The organism is Salegentibacter echinorum (assembly GCF_900129445.1).
GTDB lineage: Bacteria > Bacteroidota > Bacteroidia > Flavobacteriales > Flavobacteriaceae > Salegentibacter > Salegentibacter echinorum.
The window spans coordinates 68,100-85,083 of record NZ_FQVT01000002.1 but is presented as its reverse complement, the minus strand read 5'-3'; the positions used below and the strand labels follow the sequence as shown (position 1 = coordinate 85,083).

Below are 16,984 nucleotides of genomic sequence, written 5' to 3'. Positions count from 1 at the left end.
TTCATCTAATCTTCGGTAAAGAGGTAAGGTCTTTCTATTAAGATCAATCATTTTAATTTGAAGAAAAGGCTGATCTATATGGTCCTTAACCTCAAACTCCTTCAGGATTGCATTTGAGCGCTTAAAATTCTCTAAAAACTCTTCAGTAGTATAAAAGTCTGTGTAGAGTTCTGAAACGCGCTTAGAACAGTTCCAAACCAGTCGCTATTTTTCCAGGAATTTAAAGCTTAGAAAGACATTTACTTAAATTCAACTTACCCCAAATTTCACTCCTCTATTATAATTTCGATAGCTTTATCCAGCAATTCATCCTTATTCTCCCTAATTCCTTTAATAGTCGGTTTTACTTCCACATCGGGGACTATACCTATTCTTTGCGTTTCCCCGCCATCGGGATAAAAAACGCCAATGCCCGATATCATTGTTCTAAGTCCGCCCGGCAATAGGATTTCTGAGACATTTCCGTCTGCCCCGGCAGTGGTGCTGCCTATAATTTTTGTGTTATCCCCGGCTCTAAATGCCATTGCGGTATATTCTGCCTGACTTTGGGTTCTTTCGTTCACCAACACAATTAATTGACCCTTGTAAGTATTCCCGGTACTGGGAATTTCTATTGGGTTAATGAATTGAAACTCTCCCGGATTGTTTAGGTTTACTGTAGTGAACTTAACAAACGGAGTTTTTTGGGAAACAAAAAAAGAGCCCAAACTAAAAGGAACGAAAGTGGAGGGATAATTTCTTATATCTATGATAATGCCCCTGGTGTCTTTAAACTTTTCTTTAATTTGAGGAATATCCTTATCCTTTATCGTTCCCAGGCTTACGTAACCAATGTTATTTTCTAATAATTTGAAGGATTTACCGTCATCTTTTTTATACCAGGCTTTCATATTAAGATCACCCCTGGGATATAATTTTAGCTTTTTAGTTTCTTCGGAAGCTTTTCCGGAAATGATCCTTATTTCAATTTCGGTAGCATTGGAACGCAATAAATCTCTGGAAATGTTCCTTAAGCGCGTAGGTACATTAGAAGCCGGATAATACCCGGATTTTCTTTCTACAATCTCCTGGATGCTTTCTCCGTTAATATGCGTAATAATATCACCAATTTTTAGTCCTGTTTCGTCTTTGTGTTCATCATTATAATAATCTGTGACCACAAGCTTATTTTCAATAAATTGCGTATAAACCGGTGGAAAACAGTTGCCCTTCCAGTGTGCAATTTCATCGCCCCCACCCCATAAATTTGCGTGTGTATCACGAACTTCTGCAATTAGCTTTACACTGGCCAATTCATATTCCAATTCATTCCCCGCCTGTATAAATTCTGGAATATATTCTTTAAGAACCCTACGCCAATCATTATCTGTTAAATCTTTATACGGAAAGAAATAATTAATCATATTCCAATATCTGTAAAGCGCTAAAAGCCGAAATCCAACATCGGGATAAGGCATGTTTTTATAATCGTTTTCATTTTTAAACTTTGGGTTTCCTGTGGAAGCCGCGCTTATATAAAAGTGTTTCCCCTGCGACCTGTTTTTATAAACTGAAAATAGCTTTTTTCTTAGGCGTTGGTTTAGTTTTTTTATCCAGCCAAAATCTGGTTTAATGATTGCATTTTCATCGGTTGGTTTACAATTTGTGCATGCTGGCAATGGACCCAAAGAATCGATCCAGTTTATAAGTAGTGTGTTTCTCTCTTTTTTATTTTTATTAGCGATATAATCCGGCAAAAACCTAAATAGTTCATAATCCCAATTATAATCTCCCTGTGAAATTGCGGGATGGTAATATTTTAGAAATCCCCAAACTTTACCGAGCAGTTCAAGATCATTAATCTTTTTTGGAGTTAATTTAGGGATTTTAAGATTTGAGCCCTGGTCAAACACGGTGTCTAATTGAGCTTCTGTAAATTCTTTCTCGATTTCTTTAAGCGTTTGAATATTTTTCCCGTCTAGGCGCAACTCAAAGTTATCAAGCCAGACTTCTCCATTTCCGCTTAGAATACCTCCCACATAAATAGTTTCAGCTCCCTCAGGATAATTTAAAGAGATACTATATTTTTCCCAATCCCTTGTTCCCGAAATATTCTTCTTGTCCATATTATCAAATGCAAGGGCGCCCTCATTTCCATCAATACGGAGTAACAATCCGGCAAATCCATTTTCTACATTCTTTAATTTCATATAGCCTTCTAGTGTGATGGTCCTTCCTGTATAATTTGCAGGGATTTTATAAGCAGCACTACCAAATCTGTTTCCATTATCTCCCTGGGTTATCTTTAAAGACTTTTTACCGCTATGTACGTTTAGGGTGTCCGTTTCTAATAGGTATGTTCCCCATTTAATCCAGCCTTTTGGCAGAAAGCTATTTTCTTGTTTTTTTTCGAAGTCCAGATTAAATTTTTGAGTGGTTTGGCCACTACATAGTAAGCCCGAGCTGAGGATAAGAAACAGAAATATTTTTTTCATTTTTGCTGAATTAGAATAACACAGCCTACAAATTATAGAATTTAATCTAAAATATTTGGTTTTTTTATAAATAGCGGCTAAAAGTTCAAAAATATTCAGAAATTGTTGTATTCAGAGGCAGATTAAGCCTAAAGTGTAGCTAATAAATTTTTCGGTAAAAGGATTTCTCTGGATGCAAAAATGATAATAATTATGGATTCGTCGCAATTGCCCCGATAGATGCTCTAACCGTAGACAAATTTATGTACTGATGCAATAACGTTTAATCGTTTATAATTTATCCAATTTCATTTAAAAGAGCTATTTTGCATTGTGCAGTCACGTCCTGTATTTTGCGACGTGATCCAGATTCTTTAACCAGCCAATAGTGGTCACAAATAATCTTCTTTAAAACTTCTAATAATCTAAAAAAGCATCTCTTAGACAGGAGATGCTTTTTAGATTAGTGAAAGATAATTACTCTTCCTCTTCCTCGGTTTCCGTTTTTTCCAGGACATTAAATTTCTCCAGTTGTTCTTCCTCTCCGGTAAAATAGGGAAAGACATCTAAAATTGGAGATTCGGTAATTGCCGGGATGGTATAATCGCCCATGGTTTCTTCCATAGCGGTGGTGGTATTTTCAAAAGCCTCTTTTACATCATTGGCTTGCACCAGTAGGTAAATATTGGTCTTTTTCTCTTTTCCGCTTTCTTCATCCATAGCCACCAGGGACACTTTAGCTTTGAACCAACGATCGGAGTTTTCAAAAGGATGGACTTCAGAAAAATTAGCGACCTTAATATTCATAATCCTAAAATCTTCTTCTGTATAGGTTTTCATCTCTTCAGTAATCCTGGCTTCTGCTTCTGTATAAGATACTGCATCCAACAGGTAAGTATCTGTGGCCATTTTTTGCTCTCCGGTTTCGTGTGTTTTTTTGTATTTCACCTTACATTCATACCAAGTTACGCTCATATCTTATTTTTTTTGAGCTGCCAAAAATAGGATTTAAAAAAGGGCTGATGCTTAAAATAAACAATAGATATTCACAAAATTCCCATATGAATTATGGCATTCTTATGCTCAATTCTTTACAGGCTGGTTTTCAACAACAAAGCCTTCCACATAGGTAGAAGGCTTTTGTTGTTAATGCTAAAATGCTTTTACATCGTTTTCGCGTTTATCTAAGCATCTAAAAAGGAAGTTGAAGTTTCTTTGAGATTTACCAAAAAGTCTATAGCAGAATCGCGGGAAATAACTTCTCCCCTGGAATTTGCCTGGGAGAAATATTTGTACCAACCCACTTTGTCCAGGTTGTCTTCAAGCATTTTAACCTCGTCTTTAGAAGGCATTTTCCATACCGTTATATACCTGTAATCACTTCTATATGGTGTGTGCTCGTCGTTACGTGCCCAGCCCATGTTTTCTACACCACGGTCTTTCATCTCCTTAATACGGTCTTCCATATTTGTGAAAATTTGTCGGCGTTCTTCTACAGAAAGTTTAAGCCATTTACGGGTTACGTTCCACATTTCAATATATAAATACATATCATTGGGTTTTTATAAATTAGTTAACTAAAGTTAGTAATTATATAACTCATATTACTTTAGAGAAGGTTAAAATCAGCAGTAATATGATAAAACTCATATCAAGAGACTGATAACCAATACATAGATAACTTTTTGGAGGCTTTTTGTAGTTATGTTATTGTTGTTCTTTTATTTATTTCGAATTCTAACTGATCTTAAACCAGGATAACTTCAGAGTCCTCTAAAAGATTTTCCTGTCTCAATTTAAGAATTACCTGTGCGATTGCCAGCACATCTTTTTCGCAATAAGTTACAATTCGATCTAAATCTTGCTCCTCATAATATACTGCGCAAACATCTTTTCCTGAAATATCATCTTTTGGTGATGGAATATTTAGCACATTAGTGAGTAATTTTAAAGAAGTGAAATGCTTATAATCCCCAAATTTCCAGAGTTCCAGGGGGTCTAAATGCGCTACCTCCCAGGGCTTTTTTCCAAAAAGGTTTAATTTTGAAGGTAGGGGTAAATCGTGAATCAATAAACGCCTGGCGATAAAAGGAAAATCGAATTCTTTGCCATTATGGGCGCAAAGCAAGTGTTTGGGTTTGCTAAAATGTTTATTCAATAAATTGGTGAATTCTTGTAAAAGGGTTTTTTCATCATTTTTAAAAGTGGTAATTCTAAAATGTCGTTGCCCGTCTTTAAACCTAAAAAATCCAACCGAAATACATACAATCTTTCCAAATTCTGCCCATATTCCCGCTCTTTCATAAAATTCTTGCGCAGTAAACTCTTCCTTGCGTTGGTAAAAAGACTTTTCTTCCCAAAGCAAACGTTTCGCTTCTGGAAGTTGCTCATAATTTTGATACTCTGGAACCGTTTCAATGTCCAAAAATAAAATATGTTCCAGCTTTATTTTATGCAGCATCATTTAGCATTTTATAAGTCTCATCAATATACTTATAGAAATCGGGAGCGTGCTTTTCGTCCTCTTCTTTTTTGATGAGGTTTTCCCCCAATCTTACAATTATGAGGTCATCTTCGGGAATCACAATTACGTATTGTCCCCTTATTCCGCGCATATAAAAAATGTCCTTGTCCTTATAATCGCTTAGCCAGAACCCATACCCATACTGCGGACTCTCCTCAAACCTGGGACTTGTGGCGGTTTTTACAAAATCATTAGTTAGAATTTGCTTGCCCTCCCATTTGCCATTATTTTTAAACAACTTTCCAAAACGTGCAAAATCCCGTGCGTTAGAAGCGATGCAGCAGTAGGCTTTTTCCATCCCGCTCTTCTCACTATCTAATTGCCATAGGGCATCGTGTTGCATATTTAGGGGTTTCCAAAAGCTTTCACTTAAGTATTCAGACAAATTCATCCCGCTTGCTTTTTCTATAACCATACCCAGTAAGATAGTATTGCCACTAAGGTATTTAAAACTCTCTCCCGGAATTTCAGTAACCTTTAACCGCAACACCAATTCCCTTATATTTTCGTCGAAATAAGCCCTTGCAGTCATCCCAAAAGGGTTGTAGTAATTTTCGTTCCAGTTTAAACCAGAAGACATCGAGGCAAGATCGCCCACCTTTAATGCCGAATTATACTGAGGATAAAAATCTGAAACCGGTTGTTCTAAACTGGTGATATGACCGTCTTTAATCGCTTTCCCCAGCAATGCCGATACAATGCTCTTTGCCATAGAAAAAGAATTTGTTTTTGAAGCAGCATTATATTCCTGGTAATATTTTTCAAACCAAATACTATCATTTTTTATAATTAAAAAAGCGGCAGTTTCCAGTTCTTCATTTAATGCTGAAAGTTCCTGGGTAGCGTTTTCGGAATTGTATTCGGAATGTTCCGGCCATTTTTTGGCTGTAGCTTTGGATTCAATTTTTCTGTTCTTAAAATTGGGATAATCATCAATATAAGCAGTTTTGTGCCCTTGAAAATAAGTGACCTGCATGCCGCGAAAAATATAGCCGAAGTCAAAAATGATAAGGATAAGAATTGCAATGGAAAGCACCAGGATTATCGTACCAATTATTTTCAAAAACCTTTTCATAATGTGTTGTTTTAAAATAATGAAAGTTGGGTAAACCTGTTTTCGTGTTCCAGCAGCCATTTTTTTCGGTGCAAACCACCGGCATAACCGGTTAAAGAACCGTCGCTACCTATTACCCTGTGACAGGGAATGACTATCCACAGCGGATTTCTACCGTTAGCGGCTGCCACGGCCCTTATCGCTTTTACATCGCCAATTTCTTTGGCCAATGCTAAATAGGAACAGGTTTTTCCATAAGGAATAGCTTGCAATGCCCGCCAAACTTTTTTCTGGAACTCACTTCCCTGCAAATTAATCTCTAAATTAAATTGCTCTAAATCTCCTTTAAAATATTGTTGTAATTGCCTTACTGCCGGTTCTAAAAAGTCTGGCACATTTTGGGATTCGGGGTGTTCTTCTTCAAGAATTTTTATTTCTGAAATTCCCGCCTCACTTCCACTAATCCTGGCCGTCCCCAGGGGAGTTTTTAGATCTGTTTGCATCTGTGGGATAATTGGTTTCTTCATTTTCCTTACGTTGAATAATACCCAGTCGTTTCGCTCTTTTCTCCCAATTTTGCCTGGCAAGTACCTGCATGTCTTCAATACTATCACTTTCATCCATGATCTCCAGCCCCAGTAATGTTTCAATAATATCTTCCATACTAACCAGGCCAACGGTATTGCCATATTCATCTACAATCATGGAGATATGGGCTCGTTTTTGTACAAAAGTTTCAAAAAGTTCTGGAATAGGGGTGTCTTCAGCGCTCATAAAGATGTCGCGCTTTAAGTCTTTTAAGGGCACTTTTCCTTTATCATCTATCATCTGCTCGAGTACATCGTCTTTTAAAATAAACCCTGTAATATTGTTTATTTCATTTTTATAAACCGGAATACGCGAAAAATTTAAATTTCGGTGATTTTGATGAAACTCTTCCACAGTTTTGTCTTCGTTTTCAATAATGGCAACCGAAAATGGGGTCATAACATCTTTAGCTTTTACCGATTTAAAAACAAGCAAGTTCTTAATCACCGTAGTCTCACTTTCATCAAAAACGCCTTCTTCTTCAGCTGCATCGGTAATTGCGGCAAATTCTTCCCGGTTCATGGAAGTCACATGTGCCGATTTACCAATAAGTTTGGTGGTAAGCATCATAAGCCAAAGCATTCCCGTGTATTTTAATGGGAAGATCATTATTTTAAGGGTTTGCGCAGTGAAATTCCCAAGGGATTTCCAGTAGGTCGCCCCAATTGTTTTTGGAATTATTTCTGAAAGAATTAAAATAGCGATGGTCATTATTGCTGAAACAATTCCTACTGAATTATTACCACTACCAAAGGTTTTCTCTGCCTGTACACCAACTAAAATTGCACCCACAGTGTGCGCCACTGTATTTACCGTAAGGATAGCGATTAAAGGTTTGTCTATATCCTGTTTGAAATTTGCCAGGGTTTGGGCAAAAGACTTGCCCTCTTTATTTTTAATCTTGATGTAAGAAGGTGTTACACTCAATAGGGCTGCTTCCAATATAGAACACATAAAAGAGAAAAAAATGGAAAGAACAGCGTATAAAATGAGTAATCCCATATTAGTTTTTAGTTGTTTAAACCACTAAAATAAAGATTATATCCTCAAATTACCTGTAAAAAAATACTAAAACATAAAAAACACTCCTTATCATTTAGAAAAGAGCTGTTTACTTTAAGAGTACATTTTTTTGTGAATAAAAAATCTTGAGTTCAGTCCGAAAATTTCGTTTTTTAATGATTTTTCAGCTTTCTCACCCTGAGGCCTAAAGGGAATTCGCTAAAACTAAAGAAGTGAACACCTTTTTAGAAGGTTTAGATTTTTTTATTTCCTGAAGTAAACTCAATCCTGTATTATTTAAAAAGTACAGGATTGAGTTACATTACTGCTTTACATTGGTATGTCGAACTAAGCAGATAACTTTGGTCTAATTAACTGATTCCATTTTTTTGCAACCGCCAGCCGTTCTGCAGCATTGTGATTGTCGTTATCATCATCGTCATCATAAAAAACAATATCCATTTTGCCGGTGCTGTTTAGTAAGTCTAAACTCACTCTTTTTATGAGTTTTTGATTGTTAGGGAAAGCTACGGCATTCACAGTACTTCTAGAAACCTTTCTAAGGTCCACCACCCGGTGTTGCATATTATTCACAGGCTCAACGACCAGTAACTTATGTGCTTCGCTATCTAAACCTAGCAATAGATTAGAAGAAACTTCTGTTTTTTCTAAACGTAAATTATTTTTATTGCCTATGTTTTTTAAATTTTTTAAACCTTGTTTTTGCTTGTTGTTTTGTTGCACGATAAGATAGAGGATTGGCAACACGAAAATTGCTAATGGGACAAGCCCTATTATTGTAGATGGAGTATCCATTTTAAATAAATTTAAGTTGAAATTTTGTTTTTTCTGAAGTCTTTTTAGATTGAAGACTTTAAATGCTGATTTTTAAAACCAGGGTTTACCAGAAAAAATGAAATGGATAGATTTGTTGGAGTATTAGCTTCCTTTGATCCTGAAGCGGAAAAGCTAATATTTGCTTAGTAGAAGAAAATAATACAGCTTCCGCAGAAAAGAAAGAAGCTAAAGTCGCTGAAGCACCAAAAAATGGATCTTCAGCATTAGTATTTTCAGAAAAGTCGTATTCTACAATTAAACCAAATCCGTTTCGGTGGTCAGGTTGCAGGTATTGCTGTTCTTCAGAGTCCAGCTGATTGTGAACTTTGGAGAAAGCAAAAGCAGTATTCCCGGAAGCGTATAACACCACTCCAAGTAATAGGCAAATCCTATAAAAATCACGATTTTTCACTTTACAAAATTACCTAAAAAACACCTATTGGATCTATAAAGTTTTGTTATAAAATCATTCTCCTAAAATAAAATACCCCTCGCTCTTTGGTTAATTGAAAGCGAGAGGTTTTTTATAAAATATGATTATGTAATTGCATATCCATTTCGTGTCGAAAGTAAGCAAATAATAGTTTTGGTGTCACGTCGAGCGCAGTCGAGACGCTTTCACCTAATCTTTCAATTGTGTTTATTGCAACTAAATTTTGCAATTAAGAAATAAGCTTAACCGCATCTTTGGCAAAGTAACTGGCAATCATAGAAGCTCCGGCCCTTTTTATGGCGGTAAGTTGTTCCAAAACAACAGCGTCGTGGTCTAACCAGCCTTTTTCTGCAGCGGCTTTAATCATGGCATATTCCCCGCTTACCTGGTAAACGGCGACCGGTATATTCACGGCATTTTTAAGGTCCCGCACAATATCCAGGTAACATAAGCCAGGTTTTACCATGACGATATCGGCTCCCTCTTCAATGTCCATAAGACTTTCCTTTACAGCCTCGTCACGATTTGCAGGATCCATTTGGTAGGTTTTTTTATCCTTCGGAATATCTTCGGCATCCACAGGAGCAGAATCCAGGGCATCCCTAAATGGTCCATAAAATGCTGAAGCATATTTGGCACTATAACTCATAATCCCGGTTTCTTGAAAACCTTCATCTTCCAGAAGTGTGCGCATTTCAAAAATTCGACCGTCCATCATATCGCTGGGGGCTAAAATATCTGCTCCCGCTTTGGCGTGTGATAATCCCATTTCTGCTAAGATAGCGCTGGAGTCGTCGTTTAATATTTTCCCGTTAGAGACAACGCCGTCGTGTCCATAAGCGGAATAAGGGTCCAGGGCCACATCGGTCATTACCAGCATCTCGGGAACTGCGTTTTTTGCAGTCTTGATGGCGCGTTGCATCAAGCCGTTGGCATTTAAAGCTTCTTTGCCTGCATTGTCTTTTAAATCTTCCGGAACTTTTACAAATAACAAGACAGATTTTATGCCTAAATTCCAAAGCTCTTTAACTTCTTTTTCTAATAAATCGAGACTAAGCCTAAAATAATTTGGCATAGAAGCGATTTCTTCTTTCTTGTTTTTTCCTTCTACCACGAACAAGGGGGCGATAAAATCATTGGGGGTAATGGCGATCTCCCTTACCAGGCTGCGTATGGCTTCATTAGTTCTTAATCTTCTATTTCTTCTTAGTGGATACATAATTTTAGTTTTCAGTACTATTTTTAAAATTTTTCGATTTGTTCAAATAAATAGTCAGTTTTATATTTTATATCATGATGTTTTAGAAATTTCTGATATTCCTCTCTAAAGCTCATCTTTTTATGATGAATTTCTTGTTTTTGGATATAGTTAATGACCAAATCTAATTGTGCTTGTCCACAAGAAAAAGCCCCGAAACCTTTTTGCCATTCGAACTTTCCCAAAATCCACTTCTTAGTGTTTATAAAACGGGAAGAATTGGCTTTTATATCTCGAATAAGCTCTGAAAGATTTTTATTGGGCTTTATTCCCAACAAAATGTGCACATGATCTGCCATTCCGTTAATAGCTATTAATTTCTGATCTTCATTAGAGACAATACCGGTAATATATTTATACAATTCATCTTTCCATCTTTTGGAAATTAAATTTTGACGCCCCTTAACGACAAAGACGCAATGAATGTATATTTGTGAATAGGTATTGGCCATCTCGAAATTTACAATTATTTCGTGGAATTTTTATGTCATATCTCTTAGGCTTTGTCTCATAGTGAATATTATATTGTAAAGTATAGCGCTCTCTGGAGCTCATTTTTGTGTTCTAAATTCTTCTGCTATAAATATGTCGCTTCTCTGAAGCTTTTAAATATTTTAATCCTTGTAGAGGTTTTAATATCCAGAGTTTTATCTCAATTTTTTAATTTTTTCTAGTTCTTACCTGGAAGGTTTATCCCTGGATTTCTGATTATATTATATCATTATATTAATTAACTTTCCTGGATTGCATGGTTTTTTAGTCTCGTAGAGACGACATATTTATAGTAAAAAAAGGATAATTGAGAAATGAGCTCCAGCGGCATAGAGGTGTTTTATAGTAATTTATCGTGTTATGAATCTAACACTCCTCTGGCGCCCTTTTTTGTGATCTAAACTCTTTTTCTATAAATATATCGCTTCTCTGAAGCTTTTAAATATTTTAATTCTTAGAGGTTTTAATTTCCAGAGTTTTATCTCAATTTTTTAATTTTTTCTAGTTCTTACCTGGTAGGTTTATCTCTGGGCTTCTGATTATATTATATCATTATATTAATTAACTTTCCTGGATTGCATGGTTTTTTAGTCTCGTAGAGACGACATATTTATAGTAAAAATAGACGATAGAGAAATGAGCTCCAGCGGAACGGCATATTACACCCACTCCACGGGTTTTTCTAATATTTTTAGCAATCGCTCTTCTTCGCTACCGGGTGTGGGGTGATGGTCGTAAACCCATTGCACGTGTGGGGGTAAACTCATGAGAATACTCTCAATACGGCCATTAGTCTTTAATCCGAAAAGAGTGCCTTTATCGTGCACCAGGTTAAACTCTACATAGCGACCACGTCTTATTTCCTGCCAGTTTTGGTGAGCTTTGGTGTATTCTAGACCTTTTCTCTTTTCAGCAATAGGAGCATAAGCATCCAAAAAGCTGTCACCCACTTCAGTGACAAAATCATACCATTCGGTGATGCTTTTTTCTTTGGAATCTTTCAAATAGTCAAAGAACAATCCGCCGATTCCCCGAGCTTCATTTCGGTGTGAATTCCAGAAATAGGCATCACATTTTTCTTTAAATTCTGTATAAAAATTTGGAGAATGTTTGTCACATGCATCTTTACACACCTTGTGAAAGTGCGAGGCATCTTCTTCGAATAAATAATAGGGGGTAAGGTCCTGCCCGCCGCCGAACCATTGGTCCAACACTTCACCTTCTTTATTGTACATTTCAAAATAACGCCAGTTTGCATGAACGGTTGGCACCATTGGGTTTTTAGGATGGATCACCAAACTGAGTCCGCAAGCAAAAAAATCTACATCTCCAACCTTAAAATACTGTTGCATCGCGGGAGCAAGCGGACCGTGAACGGCCGAAATATTAACGCCGCCTTTTTCAAAAACTTTTCCATTTTGAATTACCCGGGTGCGACCACCACCACCTTCTGCACGTTTCCATAAATCTTCGTGAAATTTGGCTTCGCCGTCGATTTCTTCCAGTTTATTCGTAATTTTATCCTGTAACTTTTCTATGTAGGCATAAAATTGCTCCCTCATCTTCATATTTTTTCTTTTTTTAATATTTTCTACGTTTCAGGAATTTGCGGTTAATCGGAATTCTTAATTTATCCTTTTTTCCTTTATAAAAACCAATTCTTTTTCAATCTGAGTTATTTGATTTGGTTCTTCAATGCAAATAGCATTTGACATTGCTTCCTGAAGCAAATCTATTATCTCTGGAATACTCCTTTTCTCATTAGTAAACAAAACCTGACCTACCCGGTTATTGTGCAAATCCATCGCTTTGGCCAATTCTTTATTGGGAGACAGTTTCTCGTGGAATTGTGTGATTTTATCGCTCCAATTTCTGGCAATTTCAAGATTGCCAGAGATTGGAAAACAAAACTTACAAATTAAATAATTCCACAGGGCGTGCCTAAATGCATTCTCCCTGCCGTTTTTGTGATGCTCCCCGGGATAGAGTTCATCACAAATTTGCAAGGTCTTTTTTGTAGCCCGGTAGGTTGGGTAGATATAACGCGGCCTTTTAATGAAGATTCTAAGAACTGAAAATAGTTCCCTGAATCTCATTGACTGCAGCCGTGTTAGTATCATTTATTGCTTATAATTTCATTGATATCCGATAAAAACAAGATTAATCACCAGCCCCCAATGTGATTTCATAATTACCCCTTTTGCCATTTTAGATATGCAGAAAAAAGAGTTAGTTGACAATATTAATTCTGAAAAAACAAAGATTTTCAGCTAGTTACAATTTAGTCTTTTCTCTTTTTTCTTGCAGCAAAGCGATCTTTGTTCTTTAACCGAACAAGAATCTTATACTTTATATTCTTTTACCGCATCTACAAACGCCTGGGCATTCTCTACCGGGATATCTGGTAGAATGCCGTGGCCCAGGTTGGCAATATACCGGTCTTTCCCAAACTCATCGATCATCTGTTTTACCATCTTTTTAATTTCTGCCGGCGGGGAATACAATCGGGAGGGATCAAAATTACCCTGTAGCGTGATTTTTCCACCGCTTAGATATCTTGCATTTTTTGGGCTGCAGGTCCAATCTACGCCTAAAGCAGTTGCTCCCGAATTGGCCATCTCCCCAAGCGCAAACCAGCAACCTTTTCCGAAGGCAATTACCGGAATCTCATCTTTTAAAGCATCTATGATTTGCTGAATGTATTTCCAGGAAAATTCTTGATAATCTATGGGACCAAGCATTCCGCCCCAGGAATCAAAAACCTGCACTGCATTTACTCCCGCCGCCACTTTAGCTTTTAGATAGGCGATGGTAGTATCGGTGATTTTTTGAAGCAACTGGTGTGCCGCCACAGGATTGGTAAAGCAAAACTTTTTAGCTTTATCGAAATTTTTTGAACCTTGCCCCTGTATGGCATAGCACATAATAGTCCAGGGAGAACCTGCGAAACCAATTAACGGAACTTCGTTATTTAGTTCCTGTTTGGTCATCTTTATGGCGTCCATCACATAACCCAGGGTTTCTTCGATATTTGGAACGATTACATTGTCAACATCTTCCTGAGACCTTATAGGATTGGGTAACCAGGGGCCAACGCCCGGTTTCATTTCTACTTCAATATTCATAGCCTGTGGAATCACCAGGATATCGCTGAATAGAATGGCTGCATCTGTGCCTACCTGGTGAATTGGCATTACAGTGATTTCTGTAGCTAGCTCCGGAGTTCTGCAGCGGGTAAAGAAATCATACTTTTCTTTAAGCTTCATGAAGTCGGGTAAATATCTACCAGCCTGGCGCATCATCCATACGGGGGGACGGGATACCGTTTCTCCTCTTAAAGCTTTTAAAAATAAATCGTTTTTTATCATTTTTTAATATTTTGTCCTACAACGAGGGCTTTTTTAATTTTTTATAATCATCCTCCAGACCTACCAGGTCGGGGGGTATCCCAATCTACCTCATTCATCTTTATTAAAATAATTCGCTACCTGTACAATTACATTTTCAATAGTCGGCCGGTTGGCTATTACGATATCATTGGTATATTTCTTCGCTTCTGCCGCGGTTGTGGTTCCTATACAAAAAGCAAGGCTATTGCTTAATGAATTTTTGCTAACATAACTTTGTACCCCGCTAGGACTAAAAAATAAAATTGCATCAAAATCCTGTTTGAATTTTGTTGGATTCAAACTGGTCTTATACACCTGGATCTCTTCAAAAGGAATTCCGTTTGCTGCCAAGCCATTGGGGATGTCATCTTTTCGTTTATTTCCGCAGAAAAAAGTGAATTCCTCCTCGCTGTACTTTTCAATTAAGATAGGCGCGAGGTGGGCACCATAATCTGCAATTTCCTGCACGTGGAATCCGTTTTCTGTGAGTAATGCGGCTGTTTTTTCACCTACGCAAAAGCAATTTTCGGCTTTAATTTTACCTAAAAGAGCATTTACGGCATTCTTACTGGTGAAAATTACATTTTTAATATCCTTTTTAGGCAGTTTAAAAGCTATGGTTTCCGTAGTAATAGCATTGTATTCTATTAAGCTAAGTGATGCGTTGAGCAGCAAATTCTTCTGCGCAACACTCAATTTTTTTGTGGAAAGAATACTTTTCATTTACCCGAATTAAGCTTTGGAATTAATTTCTGTTTTTATTTTACGCATTAATTCTTTTCCCCCCTCAGCAAGCACCTTTTCGGCACAGCTTCTTCCAAAATTTTGAATATTATCAATAGACGCAGTTTTTTCGACTCCTATTTTTTGTTTTCCATCTAAGCTAAAAAGCGCTCCTTTAAAATAAACCAGATTATCTTTAATTGTAGCCAGTGCACCAATAGGAGCGGTACAACCTCCTTCTAAAACCTGTAAAAATTCACGTTCTATATGAACGCTTATTTCAGATTCACGATGGTTGAGCAATTTTAATGCTTTCCTGGTAAATTCATCATGCTCCATAGCCACAACCAGCATCGCACCTTGCGCGGGAGCGGGAATCATCCAATTAAGATCTATATAGTTTTCTGGTTTTAATTCAATACGCTCTAAACCTGCTGCTGCAAAAATGGCGGCATTCCACTCATTTTCCTCCAGCTTTTTCATCCTGGTGTTTACATTCCCCCTAAGATCTACAACCTTATGATTTGGATGTTTGTTCAACCATTGGGCTTTTCTTCTAAGGCTGCCGGTGGCAATAGTTCCTTTTTCCTGTTCCAGGAAATCGAGACCTTTATGAATAAGAATGTCTTTGTTATCGGCTCTTTTTAAAACGGCAGCTTCCACAATTCCTTTGGGCAATGCAGTTGGCACATCTTTCATAGAATGCACCGCAATATCAATATCACCGTTTATCATGGCAACATCCAGGGTTTTGGTGAATATCCCAGTAATCCCCATTTCGTAGAGTGGCTGATTGAGATTAAGATCTCCGGTAGATTTTACCGGTATTAATTCAGTCTCGTGTCCTGCTTTTTCTAAAGCGTTTTGTACAGTCGTGGCTTGCCACAGTGCCAATTCACTATCGCGCGTGCCTATTCTAATTACTTTATTCATTTGGTTTGTTCCTCGAGGTGAAAAACTTTTTGGATTAGCTCCAAACTCTCGTTAGTGTCTTCAGATTCAACCTTTAAATGATTGGCAAAGTGCTTCATGATTTTTTGGATAATCCTGTCACTTACAATCTCTGCCTGCTCATCGTTAAACCCGGAAATCTTTTTACGCTGAAAATCGAGCTCATCGTCTTTCATGCGTCTTAGTTTCTTTTTTAAAGCCTTTATGGTGGGGGCGAATTTGCGTGTCTCCAACCATTTATTGAAATCGGTTTCTACCTCATCAATAATAGCTTTAGCTTCTGGAATAAACTGTTTGCGGCGTTCTAAATTCTTATCGGTAATTTGAGATAATTGATCCAGGTGTACCAATTTTACGTTGGGAAGTTCGGCAACATCTGGAGCTACATTTTTAGGAATAGAAAGATCTAAAACTAATAAATCTTTATTAGAATAAATAAGCTCCTTGGAAATTGTGGGGTTTTGTGCTCCGGTAGCAACTATAAGAATGTCGGCATTGCGAATCTCTGCCTGTAGATTCGCATAATCTTTTACGATAAGGTTGAATTTCCCGGCGATTCTTTCTGCTTTATTCTTGGTGCGGTTTATAAGGGTGATATGTTCGTTACCTGTATGTTTAATTAGATTTTCGCAGGTGTTTCTGCCAATTTTCCCGGTTCCGAAGAGTAAAATATTCTTATTTGAAACATTGGGAATATTGTTTAGAATATAATGAACAGATGCGAAAGAAACCGATGTTGCTCCCGTAGAAATTTCGGTTTCATTTTTAATACGCTTGCTGGCTTGAATTACCGCATTGCCCAGTCTTTCTAAAAACGCATTTACCAGGCCCAGTTTTTTCGATCTGGTGAAAGCAGATTTTAACTGGCTTATAATTTCAAAATCACCTAATATCTGGCTGTCCATGCCGGTTCCCACTCTAAACATATGGGATATTGCTTCTTTGTTTTTATGCACGTAAGCCACTTTTTCGAACTCTTCTACTGTACCGTGAGTATGCTCACAAAGTAGTTTTATGAGTTGAAAAGGGTGGTCTGCAAATCCGTAAATTTCTGTGCGGTTACAGGTAGAGGTTACAAGAATTGCTTCTATGCCATCTTCCTTAGCCTGGTGTAGCAGCTTATCCTTAGCAGTATTTTCAAGACTAAAACGTCCCCTGGTCTCTGCATCTGCCTTTTTATAACTAAGGCCTATTGAATAAAAATGTTTACCGCGTGCTATGTGATAATCTTTCATGTACCTAATTCGGAATTCAGAAGACAAAATTAAGATTTTGTTAAA

General features: G+C 37.2%; 17 protein-coding genes. All 17 read right to left on the bottom strand.

Translation table 11 applies throughout. The annotated features are described in order from the left end of the window. Positions 1-266: 266 nt before the first annotated feature. The 17 genes from BUA71_RS04085 to hemA all read right to left on the bottom strand — a co-directional run bounded on the left by BUA71_RS04085 (position 267) and on the right by hemA (position 16,939). Complete coding sequence (locus BUA71_RS04085; protein WP_083572035.1) at positions 267-2,474, bottom strand: S41 family peptidase; 2,208 nt, start codon at positions 2,472-2,474, stop codon at positions 267-269. Between the two features lie 456 nt (positions 2,475-2,930). After that, positions 2,931-3,428: a DUF4494 domain-containing protein gene (locus BUA71_RS04080; RefSeq protein ID WP_072877031.1), complete on the bottom strand. Its 498-nt coding sequence runs from the start codon at positions 3,426-3,428 to the stop codon at positions 2,931-2,933. Between the two features lie 209 nt (positions 3,429-3,637). Further along, positions 3,638-4,003, bottom strand: coding sequence for a DUF6616 family protein (locus BUA71_RS04075; protein WP_072877029.1), 366 nt, complete (start codon positions 4,001-4,003; stop codon positions 3,638-3,640). 197 nt (positions 4,004-4,200) lie between these two features. Next, positions 4,201-4,914, bottom strand: a complete 714-nt coding sequence (locus BUA71_RS04070; RefSeq protein ID WP_072877028.1) for a 3'-5' exonuclease — start codon at positions 4,912-4,914, stop codon at positions 4,201-4,203. Continuing rightward, positions 4,904-6,052 (bottom strand): serine hydrolase domain-containing protein, encoded by a 1,149-nt coding sequence (locus BUA71_RS04065; RefSeq protein ID WP_072877026.1) that lies wholly within the window; start codon positions 6,050-6,052, stop codon positions 4,904-4,906. Before BUA71_RS04065 ends, BUA71_RS04070 begins: the two co-directional genes overlap by 11 nt. A gap of 11 nt (positions 6,053-6,063) precedes the next feature. Next, positions 6,064-6,534, bottom strand: a complete 471-nt coding sequence (locus tag BUA71_RS04060) for a methylated-DNA--[protein]-cysteine S-methyltransferase (RefSeq protein ID WP_072877024.1) — start codon at positions 6,532-6,534, stop codon at positions 6,064-6,066. Beyond that, the gene (locus tag BUA71_RS04055) at positions 6,491-7,621 is read right to left on the bottom strand and encodes a CNNM domain-containing protein (protein ID WP_072877022.1); all 1,131 of its coding nucleotides are present in this window, start codon (positions 7,619-7,621) and stop codon (positions 6,491-6,493) included. Before BUA71_RS04055 ends, BUA71_RS04060 begins: the two co-directional genes overlap by 44 nt. Before the next feature lie 348 nt (positions 7,622-7,969). After that, a complete protein-coding gene (locus BUA71_RS04050; RefSeq protein WP_072877020.1) occupies positions 7,970-8,437 on the bottom strand; it encodes a hypothetical protein in 468 nt (155 codons plus the stop codon). A gap of 85 nt (positions 8,438-8,522) precedes the next feature. Then, positions 8,523-8,870, bottom strand: a complete 348-nt coding sequence (locus BUA71_RS04045; RefSeq protein ID WP_072877018.1) for a hypothetical protein — start codon at positions 8,868-8,870, stop codon at positions 8,523-8,525. A 250-nt stretch (positions 8,871-9,120) separates the two neighbouring features. Next, positions 9,121-10,110 carry a porphobilinogen synthase gene (hemB, locus tag BUA71_RS04040; protein WP_072877016.1) on the bottom strand — a complete coding sequence of 330 codons (990 nt, stop codon included), beginning with the start codon at positions 10,108-10,110 and terminating at the stop codon, positions 9,121-9,123. Between the two features lie 23 nt (positions 10,111-10,133). Continuing rightward, positions 10,134-10,601, bottom strand: a complete 468-nt coding sequence (gene tnpA / locus BUA71_RS04035) for an IS200/IS605 family transposase (protein WP_072877014.1) — start codon at positions 10,599-10,601, stop codon at positions 10,134-10,136. 699 nt (positions 10,602-11,300) lie between these two features. Then, positions 11,301-12,203, bottom strand: a complete 903-nt coding sequence (gene hemF, locus BUA71_RS04030; protein ID WP_083572045.1) for an oxygen-dependent coproporphyrinogen oxidase — start codon at positions 12,201-12,203, stop codon at positions 11,301-11,303. Between the two features lie 63 nt (positions 12,204-12,266). Beyond that, positions 12,267-12,737 (bottom strand): DUF6973 domain-containing protein, encoded by a 471-nt coding sequence (locus BUA71_RS04025; protein ID WP_083572034.1) that lies wholly within the window; start codon positions 12,735-12,737, stop codon positions 12,267-12,269. Positions 12,738-12,983: 246 nt separating this feature from the next. Continuing rightward, complete coding sequence (hemE, locus tag BUA71_RS04020; RefSeq protein WP_072877008.1) at positions 12,984-14,009, bottom strand: uroporphyrinogen decarboxylase; 1,026 nt, start codon at positions 14,007-14,009, stop codon at positions 12,984-12,986. Positions 14,010-14,099: 90 nt separating this feature from the next. Then, entirely contained in the window at positions 14,100-14,753 is a 654-nt protein-coding gene (locus BUA71_RS04015) for a uroporphyrinogen-III synthase (protein ID WP_072877006.1), read from the bottom strand. Between the two features lie 9 nt (positions 14,754-14,762). Beyond that, complete coding sequence (gene hemC / locus BUA71_RS04010) at positions 14,763-15,686, bottom strand: hydroxymethylbilane synthase (RefSeq protein WP_072877004.1); 924 nt, start codon at positions 15,684-15,686, stop codon at positions 14,763-14,765. After that, the gene (gene hemA, locus BUA71_RS04005; RefSeq protein ID WP_072877002.1) at positions 15,683-16,939 is read right to left on the bottom strand and encodes a glutamyl-tRNA reductase; all 1,257 of its coding nucleotides are present in this window, start codon (positions 16,937-16,939) and stop codon (positions 15,683-15,685) included. Before hemA ends, hemC begins: the two co-directional genes overlap by 4 nt. Positions 16,940-16,984: the final 45 nt, after the last annotated feature.